Consider the following 20,747-nt stretch of genomic DNA (forward strand, 5'->3'; position numbering starts at 1 on the left):
TTATTATATATCAGTAGTGCTAAAAGTAATGTTTGTCAATTCATTCACTTCCTGAATAATAGCCTCTGTCATAAAATCTAATTCGAGAACTTTGCAAATTGAAAGACCTTTTCTAATAAATTCAAGTCCTTCATCTAATTTATTCATATTAATAAGAGCAATTCCTTTTCGCCCATAAACAAGTGCTAATCGATCATATTGTTTGATTGCTTTGCATTCTTTTATAGATTGTTCTACGTAATTAAAAGCTTCTTCGTATTGCTTGTTTTTCATAAATAGTATTGACATGTTTAATAGGTATGCCGATTTTAGATCGACATTTTTAATTATGTACGAAAATCGATCAATCTCGTGTAAAGCCCTCTTTGCAATTGAGATTGCTGTATCAAGAGGAAAGAAGAAGAAAATATTGTTTATCAGTTTTAACTCTAAAGAATACCAATTATCTAGTTTGGATAGACGATCCCAAACTTTTTTTGCATAAGGGAATGCGTATTCAAACGTATGGTCGGTATGAATAGATAGGAGAGCGTTACATACATAGGCGATATCCTGAACTACATTATCTGAATTGTTGATTAAATAATGGTCGCATTTTTCACGCAATGAATGAATTTTCTCGTATTCTGTACTGAACGAAAGCTGAAAAAAATCATGTAAAATTTGATCTTTTCCATTCAAAGAAAATGAATTTTGTATATAAGTTAATTCCTCATAGGTAATATCAAGTTGCTTCAAAATATGCATGAATTTACCTACAGTAGGTTGCATATCGCAAGCTTCTATTTTTGCATACGTTGCTCGTGACATTTCATTCCCCGCAACATACTTTTGTGTATAACGTTTTGATTGACGTACTCTTTTTAATACCTCACCCAACTGATAGACCATAATATATCCTCCTAATGATGTGAGTATATTATACATTTTAATATATAATTGTCGAATCATGCTACTATAAATATATCGAAGGAGGTGAGCGCCATGTTCAGTCCTGATATTGTTTGGTGTGTTGGGCCAGCTTTGTGATAACTGCTATTGTTGATGCTCCCCTTAACGATAGCTTACAATTTTTCGACTGCGTTGCAGTCTACCAATCGCGTGTCCTCAATGTGGATCGGACTTACATACAAGAATGGATTGCGGGTTGGCTGTAGTTGAGAGTCATTATTGAGTGAATTTACCTCGATAGATTCTCAACTCATTTTTTCTCTATATACTTACATAATCTGTAAAAAAATACATAAAAATACAAATATTAGGATTGTTTTTAAGCTATAACACTACCGGAAATCAATAAACGTTTGGAAACAATCGTTAAGCAATAGGAAAATTGAATAAAAGCACGAGGGACAAGATTCTGTTGAGGCGTCGCCTTTTAGAGTCTTGTTTTTTATGCTTAAAATTATGAGCAGTTAAAAAGAAAGTTTATGTATCCTGCATAATAAATGGTGTATAGTAAGATTATGTTGTTTCCGTGTGTTTCCTCTTGAAGAATCTACGAATCACTCATGTCACCATCATTTGTTTCAGTACATCTTGCATATATTTAGAGCGTACCTTGTTTTTTCAATTTAAAATATATAGCTCTTGATAGGAGGTCTATCGTTGAAGCGAACTGGAGAACTTGCGATGTCGGTCATCGGCGGCTGTATCAACCTATTGTTTTTGCTCGTCGGTGTTCGATTACTCACCGTCGATTACTCAGCATTTCACATGCAATTAAAAGCGGCCGGAGCAGAACAAGAGTTAACGTCACAACAGGTGAGTGAAATCGTACATGCTGCTCAGGTTTTTGGAAATATTCTTTTACTCTTCACAATTATTATCCTTGTATTAACCGTAATCGGGTTGTTTTTGCTCCTGAAGACGAAAAGTACAAAAACAGCAGGAATCCTATTGCTTATCGCCGGCATTCTTAGTTTGCCCGAACTATTAGTCCCTGGCATTTTACTGATTATTTCAGGAATAATGGTGCTTGTGAGAAAACCGAAACAAACGGACGAATTTTAAAGAATGCTACACTTATTTTTATTTGAATAATGAACGATAACTGCAAATCAAAGAAGACCGCCGGGACAATCATGTTCGGCGGTCTTTCGTATCATTGATTCAATACACTATCCTCTAAATAATCCTTTGAATTTCCATAGGTACGTTCAATATGATGTTCGCCCCATAGGCAAAGTGAATGAAGAATCTCTCGCAATGAATCTCCATACTCACTCAGCTCGTATTCCACTTTCGGAGGCACTTGATTATAGACAATTCGATTTATTATTCCATCATGCTCAAGCTCGCGTAATTGTTGCGTCAGCATTTTCTGCGTGATCTTAGGAATAAGACGTTTTAATTCTCCAGTACGTTTCTTTCCATGAATTAAATGGCAGAGAATCACCGGTTTCCATTTTCCTCCAATGACTTCTAAAGTTGCTTCCACTGAAATGTTATATTTTTTACTCATAGGAGATCTCCTTTAGTTACTAAAAAGTACCTACATTACATAAAAGTGCGTACTTGTTGATATCGTATGCACCATACATAATAACATGTGCGAGCAATCTTGAACATCACTTGGTGAAAGGAGTCAAGAAATTGACATCAAAAAGAAGTTTATTTTCATTACTATCACTAGCCATTAGTGCATTTGCCATAGGCACGACAGAATTTATCAGTGTGGGCCTGTTGCCTTTAATTATGAAAGAATTCCATGTATCGTATTCGCTGGCCGGATTGACGGTCACATTGTATGCGCTCGGTGTAACGATTGGTGCGCCGATTCTTACATCACTAACAGTGAAAATTCCCAAAAAGACATTATTGCTGCTCATCATGATTGTTTTTATTATTGGTAATTCACTTGCGATTGGTGCGGTCAGTATTACCATGTTACTGATTGCCAGGATCATCTCATCTTTTTCACATGGCGTATTCATGTCAATTGGATCGACAATTGCGGCTGATGTTGTTGCGCCCAATAAACGTGCGAGTGCAATTGCAATTATGTTTACCGGTGTGACGCTCGCTACAGTAACCGGCGTTCCTATTGGTACATTTATTGGTCAAACCTTTGGCTGGAGAGCAGCGTTTATGATTATTGTCGCCATTGGTCTTCTCGCGCTCATCGCAAATAGTATTCTTGTTCCATCCAATTTGAAGAAATCGGGAGAAATGAAATTTAGAGATCAACTTAAGTTAATCAAAACAGGTCCGCTCTTACTTGTTTTTGTCATTACAGCGCTTGGCTATGGTGGAACATTTGTTGTCTTCACTTATTTATCTCCTCTTCTTGAGAAAGTCACCGGCTTCTCACCGAGTTCCGTCGCGCTTATTTTATTCATTTATGGTGTTGCGATCGCAGTAGGCAATACGTTTGGAGGTAAAGTTTCAAATAATAATCCGATGAAATCTTTGATCTATATGTTTCTTTTTCAAGCGGCAGCAATCTTTATGCTCTATTTTACGGCACCGAACAGGATATTAGGTGTGTTGACGGTTATTCTCATGGGGCTGTTTGCATTTATGAATGTGCCTGGTTTGCAATTATACGTGGTTGTCCTTGCTGAGCGTTTTGTGCCTGAAGGAGTAGATGTCGCATCAGCAGTAAATATATCGGCCTTTAATGGTGGAGTCGCTCTAGGATCGTTGATCGGTGGGCAGGTTGTTGCTTATCTTGGATTGATCAACACGACATGGATCGGAGCGTTGATGGTTCTTATTGCCGCTTTCTTGAGTATGTGGAGTTATGCTCTTGAAAGCAAACCCATTTCTAAGAACCTGGTGGCCGGGAAGTAAGGTGCATTAGTTAAATAATAATTATAAGATGATGAGAACCCCGAATGAGACAAAGGTTTCATTCGGGGTTTGTCGTACATCAGTCCTGTAATACAGCGACCAAAAAATTTCGTGTCGCAGGGTTTTTATGCTTAAAAGGCATATCGGTAACAACCATAGAACGGGTTTTCACAACTTGAAATTCAGAAATAGGATGAAATGATTGACAAATGTCACAAAACAGCATATTATTATCTCGAATTCGAGATAATAATATGCGAAACTGTACAATCCAATTGATGAGGAGGTGAAAGAATGGCTTATCATTATCTTTTTAACGAGGGAAAATCAGAGCGTGCACCGATTTTTATTCTCCTACATGGGACAGGAGGGGATGAGTATTCTCTGCTGCCACTCATGCAAATGATTGCACCAGATGCAGCCGTGCTTAGTTTACGCGGTAATCGAGTAGAAAATGGCATGAATCGTTTTTTTAACCGATTTCCGGATGGCCGTATTGATGTGGAAGATATGGTTGAAGAAACCGAACACCTCCATCAATTCCTTACTTCATTTGGTGAGCGTCATGGTTTTCATGAACGCAAAGTCATTGCGATGGGTTACTCAAATGGTGCGAATATGATTGTCAGTACTCTGTATCACGTGAACCCTGTGTTTCACGGTGCTCTGTTATTCCGTGGTACTGATTATCGCCCGATGGATCATTTTCCTAAGCTCAAAGGTGTATCCATATTCATCTCAGCTGGATCCAATGATCCCTTAGTTCCAAAAGAATCGACGGTAAAAATGATTCACAAGTTCAAGGAAAGTCAAGCAACTGTGCGTGATCATTGGACAGTTTCAGGGCATCAATTGATCGAAAGTGAAATTCACGCAGCACAAAAATGGTTTGAATCACTGAACAATGAAAAATACTTTAAATAAATCATCGGTAAACTTATTTATATAAGGGAGGTTAAATCATGAATCAGTTATTCGGTTTGCATCATGTTTCACTGGTCACGAGCAATGCGAAAAAGAATGCACAGTTTTATATGAATGTTTTGGGCATGCGGATGGTGAAAAAAACAGTGAATCAAGATGATGTGTCTGTGTATCATCTGTTTTATGCAGATCAAAAAGGTAGCCCTGGAACGGACCTTACATTTTTTGAATTTCCAGGTACAATGGCGACAGTAAAAGGCACAAATTCCATTTCCCGCGTGTCATTACGTGTACCGAGTGATCAGTCATTAACCTATTGGATCAATCGTTTTGATACACTAAACGTCCCTCACAAACAGGTAAGCAAATTGTTTGGACACAATGTACTTGAATTTGAAGATTTTGATGGTACACCATTACGTTTCGTTTCAGATGAGAAAAATAAGGGAGTGTCCGGCGGGATCCCCTGGAAAAATGGACCAATTCCCCTCGAGCACGCGATTTACGGACTTGGACCAGTATCGATCACTGTTTCACGGCTTGCCTTAATCCGCAGTTTTCTCATCGATGTTCTTACTTTTAGAGAAATTGCTGAAGAAGAAGATCAAATCCTTTTTGAGGTTGGAGAAGGCGGGCATGGGGCACAAGTGATCGTACGCGAAGATACAACGCACTCACCAGAGCGACCAGGATATGGCAGTGTTCATCATGTTGCTTTCCGTGTTGCAGATCGTGATGCACTTAATGAATGGATCAAGCGCATGAACCAAACAGGACTGCCGAACTCAGGTTTTGTCGATCGCTTTTATTTTCAATCCCTATATGTTCGCGAATTCAACCACATTCTTTTTGAATTTGCGACGGATGGACCAGGATTTGCTACAGATGAGAATGAGGATGTTCTTGGGGAAAGATTGTCGCTCCCACCATTTCTTGAAGGTCAACGCGCATTTATTGAACAGCAATTGGAACCGTTAAACTGATCAATAGTACGATGAGAAAATGATTAAAGGATCAAACGCTCAAGGAGCAGACTTGACAAGTTTTTAATTGCGATCTATAATTATCTCGAATTCGAGGTAATTGGCGAGGAGTGAATGAGTGATGAAGGAATCACAGGAACGAATCGTTGACGATAAAGATAGTTCTCTTAAGTTGCTCGTTGTACTGACACGTGCATACCAATCCATTCGCAAAGGTATTGAAGAGGATATCAAAGAGCATGGATTGAATCTGACGGAATTCGGTGTCCTTGAATTGCTATACCACAAAGGGGACCAGCCGATTCAGAAAATCGGCGGAAAGATTCTCATTGCGAGCAGCAGTACAACCTATGTAATTGATCAGCTCGTCAAAAAACAATTACTGAAACGAAAACCGAGTCCAACTGATCGACGCATTACGTATGGATCATTGACAGCTAAGGGACAAGAGCTAATGGAAAAAATTTTCCCGGATCACAGAGATGCTGTGCATGCATTGCTTGGTGGGTTGACAACTCCGCAAAAGCAAGATTTGATTGTGAAGCTTAAAGAATTAGGGTTATTCGCGGCATCAATCAATAAGCAGTAAGTTTTTTAATAGGGTATTTAATCTCATATATCTCGAATTAATAATATATGAATTAAAAATATTTGTTTTATGAGGTGTTTGGAATGATGGGCTTAGGTTTATTAATTATTCGTGTTGTTTTAGGATTAACATTTGCTGGGCATGGAACGCAAAAATTATTTGGCTGGTTTGGTGGAGGCGGCGTCAAAGCAACAGCGGGTTTCTTTGATTCCATTGGCATCAAGCCAGGTGTTGCAATGGCGACGATGGCAGGTTTGTCTGAACTTGTTGGTGGGCTTCTGTTTACCGTTGGGTTGCTCACGCCACTTGCTGGACTTTTGATTGCAGCGACGATGGTCATCGCAATTGCTACAGTTCATGGGAAAAATGGCTACTGGGCAACAGCTGGCGGTTTCGAATACAACTTACTGATCATTGGAGTCGTTGTTGGCGTTGCGTTCATTGGTGCCGGTACCTATTCAATCGACGCGCTGATCTTTTAATCAAAGGTAGCGACTTCATGATATGAGAAAAGCCTTACTCGGTCTTGTCTAACGAGTAAGGCTTTTTTTGATTGTGAAAAAGTATCAAGAGAAGCGTATCCATTCAGATGTAATCGAGATCATGTGCAATAGGCGTCTGCATCCATCTTTTCACCTCTCTAAGGTCGGAGGTATGCGCGAGTACCCACATCAGTTTGGCTAAAATTGCTTCTGTGTTCATATCACCAGCTGTAATCCCGCCGGCCTCAGCTACTTTCTTACCGACTTCATAGAGCTGCATATCTTGTCCTTCTTCAAGGCACTGCGTCGTGATGACCACAGGAATGCCGTGTTCAATTAAATCCCGAACACCATCGACTAAATTCCTCTGTTCACACGGCAATCCACCGTTTCCAAAACTCTCAATAATTAATCCTTTAACATGATCTTTGAGATAATCGAAAAAATTTGGAGCTAACCCAGGAAATGCCTTTAGTAAAAAAACATCCGGGCATAAATCAAAACGATTTTGAAAACTAGATTTCTCGGGTTTTAGTTGATAGTCAATGTTGAGATGCCCCTTCTCAATAGCAGCAATATAAGGGAAGTTAATGCTCTCAAAGGCATCATAACTTTTCGTTCTCATTTTAACTGCTCGGGTTCCCAAAATTGCTTTACCGTCGAATACAACAAATACACCGGGAAGGTCAGATTTTTTGGCAAAAGTGACCGCGTCCTGAATGTTTTTTTAGCATCTGTCTTCTTGAAACTCACCGGAACTTGTGAGCCCGTAATGACAATTGTTTTCTCGGTGCCATGAAGAAGGTAGGAAAGTGCAGCAGAAGTATAGGCCATTGTATCGGTACCATGTGTAATAATAAAGCTATCATAGTCATGACTTTGTTCTTTAATCGTTCGTGCGATAGTTAGCCAGTCTTCAGGCTGCATGTTTGTACTATCTTTATTCATTAATATTTTAAAAGAAATTGCAGAATCCATCTCATGGTCATTAAAATATTGTGCAAGCTGATCAAGTGTCAGTCCGGGAGCTAACCCATTTTTTTGTTGCGTCGAAACAATTGTGCCCCCTGTAGCTAAGACAAGAATCTTTTTCAACAAACTATCCCCATTCCAATCAGTGTAAACCTATTATACTGGTTTTCATGATTTTCAGCGATGGAAATAGAGAAGAACGGATGCCGGTCCTGATCGTGACTATTAACTTAGCACAAATTTTTCGACGGCATAAGCAACACCATCTTCCGAGTTGGCTCGCGTCACAAAGTGTGCAATTTCCTTTAAAGGCTCAATTGCATTCCCCATGGCGACACCGAGTCCGGCATATCTAATCATAGCCATATCATTTTCCTCATCGCCAAGCGTCATCATTTCTTCAGGAGCGATGTTAAGGTACTGGCCAAGTGCTTGGAGGCCCTTGCCTTTATCTACTTCTTTATTTAGAATTTCGAGTAAGAATGGTCTAGATTTCATGATCGTATAGTGATCATAATACGCTTTTGGTATCCTTTCAATCGCAGCATCAAGGGTCGGTTGGTCGACGCAGAATATTGCCTTATTTGCTTTAAAAGTATCCGATAACTGATCCATTTCAATGTCGACAAAAGGTAGTGCCGTTAAAATTTGGCTATAATAGGACGGTTTATTCACGGGGGAAGGAGGGCAATAAACGCGTTCCAAATCAATGAAATTCATTGGTACCTTAAGATTTTGACTCAGCTGATAAATAGTAAGGATCTGATCTTTAGTTAATATTTTCTCGGAAATCACTTCACCAGTATCTGTCCGTTGTACAAGTCCGCCATTATAAGTAATCGCAAAATCCCCATTTTCCGTTAACCCCAGTAGTTCTAAATAACTTTTGATGCCAAGAAGTGGGCGTCCAGAACAAAGAACGACTTTAACACCACGTTTCTTAGCTTCCTTAAGCACGCTTTGCGTATGTTCTGAAATCTTTTTTTCTTCATTAAGAAGCGTTCCATCAAGATCAATAGCAATTAACTTAATCATATTCTTCCCTCCTATTTCTCATCTTTTTTCAGTATACAGCGCTTACTCTTAGAAAAGAATAAAAATACTCCTGCAGTTTTATTCAAAAGATAAGAAAATATAACGTTTTTTACTTAAACATGCAGCGCAGATGCGAGACGCCAGCGGGATCAGGTACCAGAGAGACCCCGCAGGTTACTGGTTGTACGAGGAGGCTCGCGGTGCGCCCGCGGCAAGCGAGCAATCGAAGCACAAGTGATACAAATTACGGCCTGAATTTGTCCTAATTTCTATTTATCAGATCTGAAAGGACATGGGACGAATACAAACCGATGATTAGAAAAAAATAAAGCTGATACCGCATGACGGTATCAGCCTTGAGAATCCTATGCAATGGAACAAGTTTAAAAGGGAAGAACAATCTTCATGAAACTGATATAACCAGAAAGACATCCGAGAACCATACCGGCAAGTACATCTGAAGGATAGTGCAGACCAAGAAATATTCTGGAGATCGCAACACTAAATCCGATCGGTAATAAAATAATACTTAGTGAATGATGATACATGATAAGCGGCATAATGACTGAAAAAATAGCAGTAGTATGTCCCGATGGAAATGAATGATCTTGAAGTGCATTCATCGGGAAATTTGTTCCGTCTAAAATCAAATAAGGACGTTTTCTCGGGAAACATTTCTTAAAGATCTGAACGACAAGATGACTGATTGATAATGAAACTGCACAAGCAACGGCGGTTAAACGGAGTTGCCCACGCGCGAAAATCAACAAGAAAAGAACAGTGAAAATCTCCAAAACGGCTCCGCCAATGTTGGTGATGGTACGGAAATATGCGTTCAACATTTTCTTCTCGAAATGTTGATTAATTTTCTTGAAAATACGACATTCCATCTCATATAAAGCATGAATGGGCATCAATGGTTTTCACCTCCCAATAATTCGAAAACATTTAAAACTGTAACATGATTGTCAATAAATGCAAAGGGCTTAAATTATTTCGACAGGAATTGGCGTTTTATGAACCAATTGTATGCTCAATTCAATTATATAGTAAAGAAAAGCCATTAAGAAAGAATAAACACATCGTAAAATGTTTGTTAAGTGTAAATGGATTAACCATGATGAGTGTAGCATGTGCATGAACGAGAATAAACAAACATGTATTTTGACATTAAATGGTGGTACAGTTTACAAGATTGTGTGCCAATAGTATACTCGACTCAATGTATGCATTTGAACTACATACCGACACATTGGAGGAAACAAGACAATGGAATCCAGGTTTGACGTGAGAAATGACCGAGATCTCACGATGCTGGTTGATTTCTATGAACTCACCATGGGAAATAGCTACCTTGCTGAAGGGGTAGGCGACCAAATTGTTTATTTTGATATGTATTTTCGCAGAGTTCCCGATGGTGGCGGCTATTGTATTATGGCCGGAGTGGAACAGCTAATTGAATATCTCGAAAATCTTCGGTTCACTGAAGACGATATTAATTATTTACGATCGACAAAGACGTTTTCGGAAAAGTTTCTTGATTACCTTTCAACTTTTGAATTTTCTTGTGATGTTTGGGCAGTTCCTGAAGGGTATCCGGTATTTCCAAATGAACCGCTGGTTACAGTCAGAGGACCTGCGATTCAAGCGCAATTGCTTGAGACAATGATTTTGGTTACAATTAACCATCAGACCTTGATCGCAACGAAAGCCAGTCGCATTTGTCGCGTGGCAGGTCATCGCCCGGTTATGGAATTCGGATCGCGACGAGCACAAGGTTATGACGGCGCAATCTATGGGGCACGTGCAGCGGTCATTGGGGGCTGTTCAGCAACAGCAAACACACTGGCCGGGATGATGTTTGATATCCCTGTCTCAGGGACAATGGCACATAGTTGGGTGCAACTCTTTGATAGCGAACTTGAAGCATTTCGTGCATGGGCAAATGCATACCCTGACCAATGTCTTGTTCTTATTGATACTTTTAATGTACTAAAGTCCGGCTTGCCTAATGCAATTCAGGTTTTCAAAGAATTGCGTGCCCAGGGACATGAACCGCTCGGCATCCGAATTGATTCTGGGGATATCACTTATTTAACCACAAAAGTGAGAAAAGCTTTAGATGATGCGGGCTTTCCAAAAGCAGTTATTGTCATTTCAAACTCACTGGATGAACATATTATCAAGGACGTACTCGCTGAAGGTGCACAGATTGATTCTTTTGGTGTCGGTGAGCGATTAATTACTGCGCGATCCGAACCGGTATTTGGTGGCGTGTACAAGTTGGTAGCCGTTGAAAAAAATGGTGAAATTGTTCCACGAATCAAGATTAGTGAAAATCAAGAAAAGATCACAAATCCAGGTTTCAAGAAAATATACAGAATTTACGATAAAGATGCTGACAAAGCAATTGCAGATCTTATTTGTGATCATGATGAAATGATTGATGAAAGCAAACCTTTAACACTTTTTGATCCGGTTTTCACTTGGAAAAAGAAGAGACTGAAACGTTATAAAGCGGAATTATTGAGAGAACAAATTTTCGAAAAAGGTAAGTTATGCTATGAAAGTCCTTCTGTAGTGGCTATACGCAAATTTTCCCAAGAACAAGTGCAGCGTCAATGGGCTGAAGTTCTGCGCTTTGAGAATCCGCATAATTATTTTGTGGACCTTTCTCGGAAAGTATGGGATGCAAAGCATAATTTGTTGAACAGTTTCTCAGAAGAATTCAGTGGAAAATAAGTAATGATTAAGAGAAGCTAGAGAAGTGACGATTGAGACACTTCTCTAGCTTCTCTTTTTTAAAATTTGAATGGGCTTAGGGTTCATATCAGCGGTGTAACATTGAAAAAAGTTCTGATTCAAACACCGAAGTGCGAGACGCCTGCGTGAGTGCAGACCAGTGGAAACCCCGCAAGTGCTAAGTTGAACGAGGAGGCTCCCGGACTGCCTGCGGCAAGCGAGCAGCTGAAGTGTCGATTAAGCACAAGATTGAAGATTCAAAGCTGCATAGGAGTAACACGAAAGGAACAGGCTTAGCCTGGTTTTTCTACAAAGGGATTATAAATGGAAGGTATCTTTTATCATTTGAGCAACATCCTTCGCACTTAAATGGGTTGTGTCGATCCTTAGATAATGAGGTTCGGTAATCTCACCATCGATAGAATTTAGTCGATCCTTTTCCATTGACTCCAACAAATTTTGTTCGGAGCATTCAATATTTCGCTTGGTCGGTTTTTCTTTTAAACGGTTTGGTGTTCTGTTCCGGATCAGTCGTTCATCTACACTTGCTTCCAATTCAACAAAGAAAATCTCTCCTCCCGCTGAACGGAAAATTTGGCACACTTTTTCAACAAACGCATGATCCTCAGGCCGATTAAATGCCCATACAGTCGTGAAGATGATCCCGCCCAGATCACTTTTCGCGACTGACTTAAAAACTTCTTCCCGAAACAAATGACAGAGGCGCCACATTTCCGGACTAAATCCAAATAAAGGAACAAGCAAATCAATGGTCATATGATTATGGAATAATTTTAAATTCGTAATTTTTGTAAGTTCCTGCCCTACCGTCATTTTTCCAACAGCTTGCGGTCCAAAAATCAGTACAAAGTTCATGACTCTACCCCCAGACGTTTCATTGGATCATGAACGATCCGAATTGAGCGATAAAAACAATAGATCCCTGTTATACCCAAAATGAGATACAGAGTTGCCATGCCGAGAGATGGAAGAAATGCCCCAATGATTACGCCGAGTGAACCCATGATCTTGGCACCTTGGAACACCAGCCCATAAACGGCCATATATGAGCCGCGGACATTCTCTTGAGTCATTGAAGCCATCATTGTCTGGCAAATCGGTACGTACATTAATTCACCCAGAGATGACACAATGATCATGAAGGACAACAGATACCATAAATTACTGAATCCTAAGATCACATAACCGGAAATATAGAGTACAAGACCGATAAACAAAACATGGTTTGACTGATAGTGTTTCATCCATTGATTAATCAATAATGTAAAAAAGACAACAAGCACAGTATTTTCAACACGTAACCAGCTAAGCAGCTTAAGTCCATCTACAGAATAACCTAAGATCAGCGAATGAAAGTCTTGAGCAAGCCGGATCGCAATATAATTGTTCATCTGAAATTCTAATGATAAAATCAGCAAATGTGCGAGGCAAAAGATAAGGAAGCGACGGTCAGTGACAACGATTTTATAACTTTTGCCCATGTCTCGAATGAGCTGTAATGCTGTTGTTGTTTTCATTCGTATGGTATGCTCGTTGCGGCTTTCTTTCATGAAAAAGGCAAGCAAAACAAAGACAAATACGGAGGCCAAAGCAAGAATAACAAACAGTACGAAACGATAACTGTTAAAATAAAGCCCTCCAATGATGCTTCCAGCTGCAATCGATAAATTGACCGACCAGTAATTAACGCTGTACATAAATTGCCGATTTTCTTTAGTGCTCACATCAATCAGCATGGCTTCAGCAGCAGGGTTCATTAATCCACTGCTGACACTTTGCAGGAGCATCATAATAAAAGTGGTAACAGAAGAAGTGAACCAAGGTGAATTTGCACTCGCCATTATTGAAAAGGCGATCATTTGGATTATTTGAGCAAGAATCATGACTCTTTTTCGACCAAAACGGTCGGAAATATAACCACCGAAAAAACTGGTGATTAACGATACGATTACATTAATTAATAGAAGAACGCCGGCAGTGGCTGTCCCGAATTCTTTTGCGAAATAGATCGCCATAAATGGGAAGACCATATTGCCGACAAATCGCGAAATGAAAGAAGTCAAAAGGCGAATTCTTATGTTTGGGTGAAGTGCCATAAATGTATTCATAGGTTTGCTCTCCAATCTCACCTAAGAAGGTGTAAGCCTATTTTTCTATAAACTAAATGATGTAAAAAGTGTAGAATGGAATTAATTCTTTCCCCTTTTTGACATTCGGAACACTGTACAATAAAAGGGTACGGTCAAATTCATTCATCTGGAGAGAAGGTGACAAGGTGAATGCACTGGATTATTACACGGATTTGTATCTTGCGGTCGTTCACGAGCAAGAATTGCCTATTGAGATCAGCATAAAAGAGTGCGCAAAAGTCTTTTATTGCTCGGAACGTAATGCCAAGCTGATCATACATAAAATGGAAGATTTGCACTGGATTCGTTGGACTAGTGGTCTTGGACGTGGAAATAAATCGCGTATTAATTTTCTGCAGACGCTTGATGCTTTGGTTGAGAAACAAATGAGTACATTCATCAATGCAGGCCAATTAGATAAAGCCCTTAATTATATTCAGTCCCACGCACTGCCTGAAGGTTTAAGTCATCAGTGTTATGCGCGTATGAAACAAGAGTTCGGCTACAAAATTGAAACGGAAAATCAGCTTGACTTGGATATTCTGCGCATTCCAATGAGGCGGGCATTGGCAACCCTGGATCCCGCTTATGCAGCCATCACAAGTGAAACCCATATCGCGCGTCAACTTTTTGATTGCCTCGTTAACTATAACGTTTCGACGAATAAGTTTGTGCCCCATCTCGCACATTCTTGGGAGGTTACTCCCGATAAAAAAGTGTGGACGTTCTATTTGAGGCGTGGCATTTTGTTCCATCACGGAAAAGAATTGACTGCACAAGATGTACGCTATTCCTTTGGACGGATTTGTGATGCTGAAAATCAAATGCCATGCCGTTGGTATTTTCGCGCACTACAGAAAATGAATGTCGTTCATCCCTATGCAATTACATTAACTTTTTCAGAGCCGACACCATTGCTGCTTTACTTGAGTTCTTTGAATCTTGCAATACTGCCTTCCGATATTGGCTTCAATCCTAAGCGGATTATTGGAACAGGCGCATTTAGAATAATAAAATACAAAAGCCAGCAATTGGTGCTTGAGCGATTTGCCGACTATTTTCGTGAACGGGCGCTTCTTGATCGTATTGAGCTTTATTACGCTCCGAATCTAATTAGTGGGCAGAAAGTATATGATGTGTCCAATACGCAACCGGGCGCGGAGAAGAAGGAACAGGAATTTGAAGAAAACGGCAGTGGTTATATCGTGTTTAATTTTAGAAAGAAAGGGCCACAGCGGGATCCTTGGTTGAGAAAAGCGATCAGTATGCTGATTGATCGCAAAACCATGATTCAACACCTAGGAGGAAACCGCTATCAGCCTTCGAACAGTTTCCTTCCATCAGAGTCAAGAAAAAATCCGCCTGCGATCGAGAAAGAATCGCAGATCATTCAACTACTAAAAAAGAGTAGCTATGATGGTGAAAAGCTAAAATTTTATCATTTTAGCCATGATGCGGTGCTTCATGATGCATTATGGATCAAGAATCGCGCACAGCGAGTCGGCATTTCTTTTGAACTGATTCCTCTGCCTTTGGAGCAGTTCTACGATGACTCTATTGTTCATGATGCGGATATGGTTCTTGGTGGTGAAGTCCTTGAGGAAAACATAGAGCTTGGACTGATTCATTTATTCCGTGATCAGAGCAGTCTTGTGCGGCGAATGATGGATTCAGTGCAAACGAAAAAAATTGATCAATTTATAGATGAATTTATCCAGAAAGAGTGTTTGAAAGAAAGAATGTCCGTTTTCAGAGAAGTGGAGAACTATTTACGAGATGAAAATCTATTAATTTATTTGTACCATAGTAAACGAGAGATTACCTTTCACGCCGCTTTGGCGGGAATAAAATTGAATGCGTTTGGCTGGGCAGACTTTAGCAAGCTCTGGATCAAACCTAACTTGTCTACAGAGAAGAAATAAAATTGAGGAGAATATAATGAAACTGATTTCGTGGAATGTGAATGGATTTCGCGCCTTGCAGCGAAAAATGGATGTCTATCAATGGATGGAGGAAATGGGTGCAGATGCACTGTGCATACAAGAAACAAAGCTTCACCAGGATCAAGTGCAATTTGATAGCCCAGGTTATTTTCAATATTGGAATGATGCAGTGCGTAAAGGCTACTCAGGCACCGCCATCTTTACGAAACAGAAGCCAATAAATGTCACTTATGGAATGGGTATTGAAGTGCATGATCAGGAAGGTCGTCTGATTACGCTTGAATACGAAAACTACTACTTAATAACGGTGTACACCCCAAATGCAAAACGAGATTTGACCCGACTTGATTATCGGCTCGAATGGGGTGCGGCGTTTACCCAGTACATAAAAGGGCTTGATCAGCACAAGCCGGTCATCTTTTGCGGTGACTTGAACGTCGCCCATCAGGAAATAGATCTTACGTACCCGAAGAACAATAGAGAGAACTCTGGGTTTACCCTTCAAGAACGTAATGACTTTAGTAAATTGCTAGATGAAGGCTTTATTGATAGTTTTCGTTCCCTCTATCCGGATAAAAAAGGTGCCTATTCCTGGTGGTCCTTTCAATTTAACGCAAGGCAGCGGAATATTGGCTGGCGCATTGATTACTTTGTGCTCTCCAAGCGATTAGAAAAGTGCATCAGCGATGTTAAAATTCTTAAGGAAGTCGTGGGATCCGATCATTGTCCGGTTGAACTTGATCTTTCTTTACAAAATGCATGAGAGTCAAAATAGATGTGATTTTTAGATAAACCGGAAAAAGGAGTCCAGTCCTTATTTTGCATTCCTTGCGCTTCGTTCGCCGCGGGCATCTCGCATCCGCACACCGTGCGTGTGATCCACGTGGGCTCACAGACTCGCACTAAATGATTACGACTCTTTCTTATCTGAAAAAAAAGCGCTGAAGCATTTGCTTCAGCGCTTTTTCTCTTACCGTTACCTGACTGTATTTTGTTTCGCCCATTCTTCCAGCCCGATGATCGCATCATAGACCGTATCAACCGTACAGTTCATTGGATGCATTTGAATAAGTGAATTTGGTCGTGTTGCTACTTCGGCGATTTCTCTAATTTCGCCGTCTGAAATTCCTGACAATGAGAGGTCTGCAAGGCATAGTGGAAGATGGAGTGCTCGATAAAAGGGTAACAATCGTTTCATTTCGTCTTCTTTTCCCTCAATAATGAGTTCAACCATGATCCCATAGGATACTTTAATCCCATGCAATAAATGATGCGTTTCCGGCCTAATCGTCAACGCGTCATGAATGGCATGTGCAGCAGTGGCACGTCCATATTCGTCACCAAAACCTGCGACAAGACCACTCGCCATTACGTTTGTCTCCATAACTTGAGTCCAGTCATCGGTAAGCTGACCATTACGCATATCCTGAATGGCTTTTTCGGCAGAATGAAGGGGTATTTCAAGACATTGTCGTGCAGCTTCCCGTGCAAAGTAAAGCGCTAAGCTTTTTCGATTCGCTTGCTGCAAAAGCAGATCGGATTCATACCACTTGGCAATGGTATCAGCGACACCAGCAATGAAATAATTAATTGGAGAATCGAGAATGACACGCGGATCAATCAAGACAAGACTGGTTTGTTGTGGGTAGATTTGATGCCCAATACACTCGCCATTATCCTTATAAAGTACAGAAAGGTTGGACCAGGCAGCACAGTTGCTTGCCATAGTCGGAAGAAGAATAACTGGAACGGTGCCTGCCTTATATCCTGCAGCTTTGGCGGTGTCTAAGACTTTGCCGCCACCGAGTCCAATAATTGCGTCCAGCTTTTCACTTTTCAATAAATCGATCATGCGCTGAATTTCTTTAGTCGAACATTCACCATTGAAGAGGACATCAACGACATCAATGCCCTGTTCTTTCAAATCAGGGAGAAAAGGAGCAGCCTTCATCATTGATTTCGTACCATGTAGAAAAAGTACGCGCTTGATGAAACGTGCTTTAAGCGCATCGGCTAGGCGGTCGTATGCCTTCACCTCTGAGACATATTCCTGTGGGGCGATTCGTGAAACGAGTTGCAGGGTCATTTACATTCTCTCCTTCATAACGTACCGGTTCTCATGATTTAGATTGCTCAAAATCACCAGTTGTGGACTATATAGTAGTCGTTTTATCCATAACCTGTCAATAAAAAAAACTTGCAATCAAGCAAAAATTTGCGCATTGATTCATGAACAAGTATCCATTATGCACTTATTTTTCGTAAATGCCTTTTATTAGATACAATTATTCATTTTCACTATACTGAATATATGCAACAGTTTTGGGATGGACGGATCGGCATTCAAACAATTATTCATTTTAAAGGGTTGGTGAAATCAATGGAGAAAATCGTATTTGGATTTGAAGATGAATTTTTTTCGAAGACAGAAATTGAGCAGCTTGTTGAAAAATATAAAGACATCTTTACTTTTGTCTTCGTGAATAACAACGATTTGCCTAGTGAAGAGTCTTTAGAAGATGCCGTAGCATATATAGGAGAGCCGTCTGATGTGTTACTAAGAGCAATGCCTCATTTGCGTTGGTTGCAACTGCCAAGTGCCGGGGCGAATCATTTCGTAAAACATCCCGACCTTTCTCAAAATGTTGTCTTGACAAATTCAAGCGGCGTTTTCGGAACTTTAGGTGCTGAGCACACATTGGCACTTCTTCTTGCACTTACCCGAGAGATTCCTTTACACGTGCGCCAAACTGACCAGCATTTATGGAAAGAAAGTAGCCATTGCCGCCAACTTGATGAGGCGACAGCCGCCATTATTGGTTATGGAGATATTGGATCTGAAATCGCACATCGCTTAAAAGCTTTTGGGACACGAGTTTTAGCAGTGAAACGAACGGTTCGTCAAGTACCAGAAGATGCCGATGCAGTCTTTGATCTGAATGATCTGGATGAAGTGCTCAGTAAATCTGATTTTGTGATTAATGTGCTTCCTTTAACTGAAGAAACCCAAAATTTGTTCGATAGCGACAGATTTCATGCGATGAAACAAGAGGCTTTGTTCATCAATGTTGGCCGAGGAGGAACGGTCGATGAAAATGCCCTGATTCATGCACTTGAGTCAGGAAAGCTCGATGGTGCTGGCCTCGATGTTACGGCAGAAGAACCATTGCCTCACTCGAGTAGACTTTGGGATCTTCCCAATGTCTTGATTACGTCTCACTCATTAGGTGTTGGTCCGGGAAAGTCGAAGAAAAGAACTGCGCTGATTAAGAGAAATCTGGAAAACTTTTATTTAAATCGAAAACTTGAAAATAGTGTAGACCGAAAACTTGGCTATTAATCGTAATCTTTGATTTTCATAGTTAAAGCTTTTCATAAAGGGATAAATCATGTCTCCGTTCGTTCGGAGGCATTTTTTTATATCATCCATGCGAAATTTCATTCATTTCATTTCATTTCATCCGCAACAAACTTGTAATCTAAATTTGTCAAAAGAACGCAGAAAATGTTGGTATAATAGTTACATTAAGTTTCATTGAAAATGGAACCCCCAAAGCATGGAGAAGAAAGAGATTGATTGATAACGATAAGGAGTCTGGTAGAATTGATAAGAAAAATGAAAGTGATGGTCGCAACATGCCTCTCATGCTCCTTGATTTTAGGAATAGATGGTGGGACAGTGCTGGCGCAATCCCAGTCTCAACTCAAAGAAAAATTAAATACGATTCAGAAGAAGCAACAAGAGAATAAGAATGATTTGGCCTCCTCGAAAAAAAAGCTGTCGAAGAATAAAGATAAACAAGATGTAGTAATTAGTAATCTTAAAGAATCAGAGAAAAAAATCGCAACGATGAATCAAAGCATTAATCAGACAAAACAAAGAGTTGATCAAAATCAACAAGACATGGCTACACTGAAGAAAGAGATTAAGAAGATCGATGGACGTATTAAAGTAAGAGGAGCGCTTTTAAGAGGTAGGATTCGTTCTATATATATCAGTGGCGGAGCAGTCAGTTATTTGGATGTGCTCATGGGTTCAAAAAGTTTCGGAAATTTTCTTGACCGGTTACTTGCGCTTAAAATGATTACCGACCAAGACAATAAGATCATAAACGATCAGAAAAATGATCGACATACTCAATTGACAAAGCAGAAGAAGCTTCAGACAGTTTTGGTCCAAACAACGGATGCGTTACATAATCTTCAAACGATGAAGACTGGACTTGCTCAGGAACATGCACATAAAAAAGATTTACTCGCACAACTTAAGGATCAAGCGTCTGATATTGAAAAGACGGTCATGTCTTCTGGAGAACAATCCGATATCTTAAGTGCTCAAGCATCAATAATCAAGCAACAATTGGCTGACCTTGCAGATAGAGAAGCGAAAAAGAAAGCAGAGGCACGGTCACAGGCAAAGGCTGATATTGAACAAGTTTCCGCAACAGTGAAATCGAACAGTGAATCTACTCAAAAAAGTGTCTCCGTTCAAAATGAACAGCAGACCTCAGCTGAAACGGTTTCATCAAACAACGACACATCAACAGAGCATTCCAATGCAAGTTTCATCATGCCGGCTGCAGGATATATATCATCAGGATTTGGTTATCGATCATTCGACAATGGATTTCACCCGGGAATTGATATTGCAAATAGTACAGGAACACCAATACATGCCGCTGCGGACGGTGTTGTATTCCGTGCCTACCAGTCTTCGAGTTATGGAAATGTTGTGATGATCTCACATTCGATTGGTGGGAAGATCTATACGACGGTTTATGCGCACATGAGCTCGTATTCTGTATCTTCCGGTCAGAGTGTCTCTCAGGGTCAGGTTATTGGCTCAATGGGAAGCACTGGTGAATCTACGGGCTCACATTTGCACTTTGAACTCTATGTTGGTCCATGGACGCCGCCACCGCATAATGGCGCTGTGAATCCATTAAACTATATTCACTAATCTAAGAGCGGTGAGATGAAGAGCCAGAGACACTGGCTCTTTTTTTAGTATTAAACTATTCGCTTAGTAATAAAGCGAGCAATCGCAGCGCAAGTGATGCAAAATCAAAGAATGGACGGTTTTTGCCCAATTTTTCTTGTTATAAATGTAAATTGATTTGGAATAGAGAAAT

General features: G+C 40.2%; 18 protein-coding genes and 1 pseudogene. 11 read left to right on the forward strand and 8 right to left on the reverse strand.

All coding sequences use genetic code 11. The features are described 5' to 3' along the window. Positions 1–3: 3 nt before the first annotated feature. Positions 4–891, reverse strand: coding sequence for a helix-turn-helix domain-containing protein (locus NIE32_RS10545; RefSeq protein ID WP_253076857.1), 888 nt, complete (start codon positions 889–891; stop codon positions 4–6). 717 nt (positions 892–1,608) lie between these two features. Between NIE32_RS10545 and NIE32_RS10550 the strand changes: the two genes are divergently transcribed. Next, positions 1,609–2,013, forward strand: a complete 405-nt coding sequence (locus NIE32_RS10550) for a DUF4064 domain-containing protein (RefSeq protein ID WP_253076858.1) — start codon at positions 1,609–1,611, stop codon at positions 2,011–2,013. A 91-nt stretch (positions 2,014–2,104) separates the two neighbouring features. Here NIE32_RS10550 and NIE32_RS10555 read toward each other — a convergent pair whose 3' ends face one another. Further along, positions 2,105–2,464, reverse strand: a complete 360-nt coding sequence (locus tag NIE32_RS10555; protein WP_253076859.1) for a winged helix-turn-helix transcriptional regulator — start codon at positions 2,462–2,464, stop codon at positions 2,105–2,107. 80 nt (positions 2,465–2,544) lie between these two features. Here NIE32_RS10555 and NIE32_RS10560 point away from each other — a divergent pair, with 80 nt between their 5' ends. The 5 genes from NIE32_RS10560 to NIE32_RS10580 all read left to right on the forward strand — a co-directional run bounded on the left by NIE32_RS10560 (position 2,545) and on the right by NIE32_RS10580 (position 6,773). Then, positions 2,545–3,795, forward strand: a complete 1,251-nt coding sequence (locus NIE32_RS10560; RefSeq protein WP_381452669.1) for an MFS transporter — start codon at positions 2,545–2,547, stop codon at positions 3,793–3,795. A 294-nt stretch (positions 3,796–4,089) separates the two neighbouring features. Then, entirely contained in the window at positions 4,090–4,719 is a 630-nt protein-coding gene (locus tag NIE32_RS10565; protein WP_253076860.1) for an alpha/beta hydrolase, read from the forward strand. A 35-nt stretch (positions 4,720–4,754) separates the two neighbouring features. Next, a complete protein-coding gene (locus tag NIE32_RS10570) occupies positions 4,755–5,702 on the forward strand; it encodes a ring-cleaving dioxygenase (RefSeq protein ID WP_253076919.1) in 948 nt (315 codons plus the stop codon). Between the two features lie 121 nt (positions 5,703–5,823). Beyond that, positions 5,824–6,291: a MarR family winged helix-turn-helix transcriptional regulator gene (locus NIE32_RS10575; RefSeq protein WP_253076861.1), complete on the forward strand. Its 468-nt coding sequence runs from the start codon at positions 5,824–5,826 to the stop codon at positions 6,289–6,291. Positions 6,292–6,374: 83 nt separating this feature from the next. Then, positions 6,375–6,773, forward strand: coding sequence for a DoxX family protein (locus NIE32_RS10580; RefSeq protein ID WP_253076862.1), 399 nt, complete (start codon positions 6,375–6,377; stop codon positions 6,771–6,773). 103 nt (positions 6,774–6,876) lie between these two features. On the opposite strand, the pseudogene NIE32_RS10585 reads toward NIE32_RS10580, so the two are convergent. The 3 genes and pseudogenes from NIE32_RS10585 to NIE32_RS10595 all read right to left on the reverse strand — a co-directional run bounded on the left by NIE32_RS10585 (position 6,877) and on the right by NIE32_RS10595 (position 9,694). Beyond that, positions 6,877–7,868: pseudogene (locus tag NIE32_RS10585) on the reverse strand (asparaginase). A gap of 102 nt (positions 7,869–7,970) precedes the next feature. Beyond that, entirely contained in the window at positions 7,971–8,780 is an 810-nt protein-coding gene (yidA, locus tag NIE32_RS10590; RefSeq protein ID WP_253076863.1) for a sugar-phosphatase, read from the reverse strand. 383 nt (positions 8,781–9,163) lie between these two features. Beyond that, positions 9,164–9,694: a phosphatase PAP2 family protein gene (locus NIE32_RS10595; protein ID WP_253076920.1), complete on the reverse strand. Its 531-nt coding sequence runs from the start codon at positions 9,692–9,694 to the stop codon at positions 9,164–9,166. A gap of 355 nt (positions 9,695–10,049) precedes the next feature. On the opposite strand from NIE32_RS10595, the gene NIE32_RS10600 reads away from it, so the two are divergent. Further along, on the forward strand, positions 10,050–11,522 hold the full coding sequence (locus tag NIE32_RS10600; RefSeq protein WP_253076864.1) for a nicotinate phosphoribosyltransferase: 1,473 nt from the start codon (positions 10,050–10,052) through the stop codon (positions 11,520–11,522). 318 nt (positions 11,523–11,840) lie between these two features. On the opposite strand, the gene NIE32_RS10605 is transcribed toward NIE32_RS10600, so the two are convergent. Both NIE32_RS10605 and NIE32_RS10610 read right to left on the reverse strand, forming a co-directional pair. Beyond that, entirely contained in the window at positions 11,841–12,398 is a 558-nt protein-coding gene (locus tag NIE32_RS10605) for a DEAD/DEAH box helicase family protein (protein WP_253076865.1), read from the reverse strand. After that, the gene (locus NIE32_RS10610) at positions 12,395–13,651 is read right to left on the reverse strand and encodes an MDR family MFS transporter (protein WP_253076866.1); all 1,257 of its coding nucleotides are present in this window, start codon (positions 13,649–13,651) and stop codon (positions 12,395–12,397) included. The genes NIE32_RS10605 and NIE32_RS10610 overlap by 4 nt, the downstream gene beginning before the upstream one ends. A gap of 167 nt (positions 13,652–13,818) precedes the next feature. On the opposite strand from NIE32_RS10610, the gene NIE32_RS10615 reads away from it, so the two are divergent. Together NIE32_RS10615 and NIE32_RS10620 are read left to right on the forward strand one after the other, a co-directional pair. Beyond that, a complete protein-coding gene (locus NIE32_RS10615) occupies positions 13,819–15,594 on the forward strand; it encodes an ABC transporter substrate-binding protein (protein WP_253076867.1) in 1,776 nt (591 codons plus the stop codon). A gap of 16 nt (positions 15,595–15,610) precedes the next feature. Beyond that, positions 15,611–16,378, forward strand: a complete 768-nt coding sequence (locus NIE32_RS10620) for an exodeoxyribonuclease III (RefSeq protein WP_253076868.1) — start codon at positions 15,611–15,613, stop codon at positions 16,376–16,378. Between the two features lie 213 nt (positions 16,379–16,591). Here the strand turns inward: NIE32_RS10620 and NIE32_RS10625 are convergent, their stop codons facing one another. Beyond that, positions 16,592–17,701, reverse strand: coding sequence for an iron-containing alcohol dehydrogenase family protein (locus NIE32_RS10625; protein ID WP_253076869.1), 1,110 nt, complete (start codon positions 17,699–17,701; stop codon positions 16,592–16,594). Positions 17,702–17,995: 294 nt separating this feature from the next. On the opposite strand from NIE32_RS10625, the gene NIE32_RS10630 reads away from it, so the two are divergent. Both NIE32_RS10630 and NIE32_RS10635 read left to right on the forward strand, forming a co-directional pair. Continuing rightward, positions 17,996–18,955 carry a D-2-hydroxyacid dehydrogenase gene (locus NIE32_RS10630; RefSeq protein WP_253076870.1) on the forward strand — a complete coding sequence of 320 codons (960 nt, stop codon included), beginning with the start codon at positions 17,996–17,998 and terminating at the stop codon, positions 18,953–18,955. Between the two features lie 264 nt (positions 18,956–19,219). Next, positions 19,220–20,575 (forward strand): murein hydrolase activator EnvC family protein, encoded by a 1,356-nt coding sequence (locus NIE32_RS10635; RefSeq protein ID WP_253076871.1) that lies wholly within the window; start codon positions 19,220–19,222, stop codon positions 20,573–20,575. Positions 20,576–20,747: the final 172 nt, after the last annotated feature.

This window comes from Sporolactobacillus kofuensis (genome assembly GCF_024125425.1).
GTDB lineage: Bacteria > Bacillota > Bacilli > Bacillales > Sporolactobacillaceae > Sporolactobacillus > Sporolactobacillus kofuensis.